General features: G+C 58.4%; 1 protein-coding gene and 1 pseudogene. Both read right to left on the bottom strand.

Annotated features, from left to right (window positions below; all coding sequences use genetic code 11):
- Positions 1-464: 464 nt before the first annotated feature.
- Positions 465-896, bottom strand: a complete 432-nt coding sequence (locus tag ACNPAA_RS20610; RefSeq protein WP_021140579.1) for a hypothetical protein — start codon at positions 894-896, stop codon at positions 465-467.
- Between the two features lie 437 nt (positions 897-1,333).
- Positions 1,334-4,161: pseudogene (locus tag ACNPAA_RS20605) on the bottom strand (beta-galactosidase); the annotation flags it as partial.
- Positions 4,162-4,267 lie beyond the last annotated feature (106 nt).

Genomic DNA, 4,267 nt, shown 5'->3' with positions numbered 1-4,267 from the left:
TGCATTGATAATAGTCATGGCTTCGGGCGTGTCGGTTTTTTTTTGCGATTAAATCAGATCACAAACGAAGCCTTTTTTCTATCTATTTCAATTGGTTGTAGCTAAAGATCCTGTACATGATCGGCGTGTTGGTTGTAGTAATCGATAGACATAGTAAGCAGGCACCTAGCAGAAAACGCTCAGATTAACAGAGAGTTAGGGGTAAAAAAATCGAGTCAGTGCCATTTCAGACAATCCGCAGTACGGGAAGGCCAACTGGCACCTTCTTCGCTATTCATAAATGTTCTATTGACCCTAACGGCGCTCAGTTCATGCTATCAAAAAGAGTGTTATTCTAAGCCTGAGAGCACGGTAGCTCTATGAAGCCAGATCACCAAATCGATCATTTCTACTATTTGGCCAAGATGTACGCTGCGTCAGCGATTCATCATGGCGGTCTAATAGATCAGAACCACAGTCTGGGTTCACTTTGCGCCCAACACTGCTGGCGGTGTGCTCTGCCCATCACATCTAACTTGCCCCAAGGAGTTGGTGCGACAAGTTGTGCCATTGGAGGACCGCAGGTTGCCGAGGCTATCTTTACGCCAGGTGACGGTCTCGCCGGTGCTGGGATTGCTGACCCGTACATTGCCTAGACTATCTTTGCGGTAAGTGGTGCCTTCGCTGCTGCGCACATTGCCGAGAGAGTCTTTGCGCCAGGTGGTGCCGCTTTGCGAATCCCTGACGTTGCCGAGACTGTCCTTGCGCAGGGTGCCGCTATTGCCATCATCACACTGGTAGCGGGTATTACCGAGGCTGTCTTTGCGATAGGTACAGTCGGCGGCCCCGGCACTCTGGACCACCAGCAGTAACAGGGCACCAGCTAACACGCCGAGCGGGGGTAACGAAGGTGACATAAACATGCTCCTTGGTTGGGGCTGACTGGGACTCTCTTCAAGCGGGTCCAGTATATGCCGCCTCAATACCCATGCCGATACTGGTTACATACACATGTCGCATTTTGGAGCAGATGCGGGGTGTCTGATCACCGAGCCGGCGTTTATCGGCGGGGTTGTGGCTTGATGGTTGATTTGGGAAACAGCGCCCCTAATAGTGCTACATTTTGCCGAAAGCCTTGTGGTGTAAAGCATCTCTACCATCAGGTGGCAAAGCCTGACGTGGCAAGACTCAGACCTCGATGTGTGCTCAATGCCTCTTGTCGAGGCTGTACGAGTGCAGTGATCTACTATTCGGAACAGCTATTTAGTGTAGGAGGTGTGTTTATGACATTTCATAAAAATAGAAGCGCCGGGTATCACCCGGCGCTTCATCATCATAGTCTTGCAGACTTCACTTAGTAAAGGGTGCAACCCCAGCGGTAACTGCGCCCCAGCAACTGATACTCGGGACGCACGCTCTGACTCCAGGAGTCATCGCCACCCACCCCCATGTGGGCGCCATCGAGACATACCCACAGCCCCTCTTCGGCCACCAGATCGCTCTGGTGACGAGCGGCGGCCAGCTGTTGCTGACTGAAGCGGCTGGCACTGAAATGGAAGCTGCCGTTCACTGTCGTGCTGCCCAGCTGCAGCTGACGGGTATCGCAGCGCAAACCGTTGTCGCTCGGGAAGATGTAAGGGGTGTGCATGGCCTCCAGCGGCAAGCTCCAGTGCCCCAGATCGGCTCCCAGCAGGCGATCCGGATAGTTCTCGTGAGGACCGCGCCCCAGCCATTCGGCGCGCACCGGCACTTCGGCCAGATGGAGCAGCAGACCAATCCGCGGCAGCGACGGCAACGCCTGCGCCAGCTCAGTCTCTATCTCCAGGCTCATGGCGCCATCGTCGGTAAAACAGTGATGCCAGTGACTCACCAGCAGCAGCTCATCGTGGTGGAAGTAGCCATGACTGACCCGGATATCCCCTCCGGTGACCGAGATCCCCAAACAGCGGTGCTGCCATTGACCGAGGCCACACGCCTGCCAGCGGGCAATCCAGGAGTTGGGATCAGCGTGATCTGCCTCGCTGGTGCCGATGTCGTTGTCCAGCGGCGCCCGGTAGAAGTGATCCATGATCGGCGCCAGCAACTGCTCCTTCCCCGATTTTTGCCAACTGGTGATACGGCCGCTCTGCTTGTCGAGCCGCCACTGGCTGTTTGCGGCAGTGATCCGCCAACCATCCGGTTGCTCAGTCAGGATGGCGACAGCAGCGGGAGCTGGCAGGGAAAGAGGGGTCGGCAGGGTGAACTGCTGGCGGGCGACCTTGTGATCCGCCTGCGACCACAAGGTGGCTTGTGGCTGAATGATCGCCAGATCGAGCCAGGCCTGTGAGCCTGCCGCAAAGGTGGGCAGTGTCTCGCTCAGGGTCAACTCGACCACCCCTTGCGGTGCCAGCTCAAGGGAGATCTCCCCCTGCTGCTGCACATGGCCGTTCTCGCACAGCTGCCAGCAAAGCCGCTCGTTATCGGTTTCCCGGAACAGGTATTCGCTCTCGATCCGCACCCGCAGCGGGATGTGCTCAAGCAGGGTGAAGCGGAACGGCTGCTGGGCACGCTTCGCCTCGCACAAAGCGGGATGGGGGGTGCGATCAGGGAACAGCAGACCGTTGCAGCAGAACTGACGATCGTTTTGCACATCACCAAAATCGCCGCCATAACCCCAGTAGTGGCGACCATCGGCGGTGTATTTGTCGAGCCCCTGATCGACCCAATCCCAGACAAACCCGCCTTGCAGACGTGGATGATCGCGAAACGCCTGCCAGTAGTGGGCGTAGCCCCCCAGACTGTTCCCCATGGCGTGGGCATATTCACAGAGGATTAGTGGCCGGTGCTCGTCGGGCAGACCGATCCACTTGGCCAGCGCCCACTTGGTCACCGCCGGGAAGGGCTGATCCTGATGGGTTCTGGCATACATGGGGCAGATGATGTCGGTGGCCGGGGTATCGGCCCCGCCCCCCTCGTACTGCACCGGACGGCTCGGGTCGCTGCGCTTGATCCAGCCATACATGGCATCGTGGGCCGGGCCGTAACCCGACTCGTTGCCGAGCGACCAGATGATGATGGAGGGGTGGTTGAAATCCCGTGCCACCATGCGGGTGGCCCGCTCCAGAAAGGCATTGCTCCAGGCAGGATCCCGCGCCAGCCGCCCCATGGGGGTCATGCCGTGGGTCTCCAGATTCGCCTCGTCCACCACATAGAGACCGAGCCGATCGCAGAGGCGATAGAAGTCGGGGTGGTTGGGATAGTGGGAACAGCGCACCGCATTGAAGTTGTGCCGCTTCATCAGCAGCAGATCCCGCTCCATGGTGGCGCGATCAATGGCATAACCCTTGGCAGGGTGATCTCGTGACGGTTGGCACCGCGAATAAGCAGCGGCTGACCGTTGACCCGCAGCAGGCCGCCACGGATCTCCACCACCCGAAAGCCCACATCACATGCCTCACTCTCGATAGCTTGGCCCTGCTCGTCCAGCAGGGTCAGGGTGAAGCGATAGAGATGGGGCGTCTCGGCGCTCCACTTGCGCGGCGCAGCCACGTCGAGCCACAGCTCGGCGCGATCGTCGTAAGCCCCTTTCTCATCAATGGCTTGGGTGCCGATCAGCTGGAGCAGGGTCGCGACCCGCTCGCTACCGTCATAGAGATTGGCCTCTACCGAGAGGCCAGCCCCATTGGCGACCTGCAGGGCAATCTTGAGACGGCCATCCCGATAGCAGGCATCCAGCTCGGGGGTCACCCGCATATCCATCAGATGGCGGGACGGTTTGTGCAGCAGGCTGACGGAGCGGAAGATCCCCGACAGCCACCACATATCCTGATCTTCCAGATAGGAGCCATCAGACCAACGTAGTACCAGCACCGCCAACCGGTTGCGACCGCTCTGCAGATATGGGGTCAGATCGAATTCGGCGGGCAGGCGGCTGTCCTGGGAGTAACCGACCCAGCGGCCGTTGCAGAAGAGGTGGAAGGCACTGCTCACCCCGTCGAAGATGATCCGGCTCTGTCCGCTTGCCAGCCAGTCGGCGGGCAGTTCGAACTCGCGGGAGTAGCAGCCAGTAGGATTCTCTGCTGGCACTCGGGGCGGATCGCAGGGAAAGGGGTACTTGATATTGGTGTAGATGGGGCCATCGGTGAGCGGCCGCGCAGCTGGATAGGCGGCATCCAGCTGCCAGTTGCCCAGGGCTGACGCATCAGTGTTTATACTTTGAACAACCCCATACATTCGAACAAATATTGTTCATTCAGACAGCAGAGCCTGCGCTTGTTGGCCATGCTTAGATTACGTGATTTGTTTTGCT

Source organism: Aeromonas sp. PS2Canimalfood6 (assembly GCF_048276795.1).
In the GTDB taxonomy this organism is placed as follows: Bacteria; Pseudomonadota; Gammaproteobacteria; order Enterobacterales; family Aeromonadaceae; genus Aeromonas; species Aeromonas caviae.
Note: the sequence above shows the minus strand (reverse complement) of the source record. Positions and strands in the feature narration are given on the sequence as shown.

What these genes read in the sequence shown, in the direction of transcription:
- ACNPAA_RS20610 (WP_021140579.1), bottom strand. Translation starts at nt 896, where the DNA reads ATGTCACCTTCGTTACCCCCGCTCGGCGTGTTAGCTGGTGCCCTGTTA.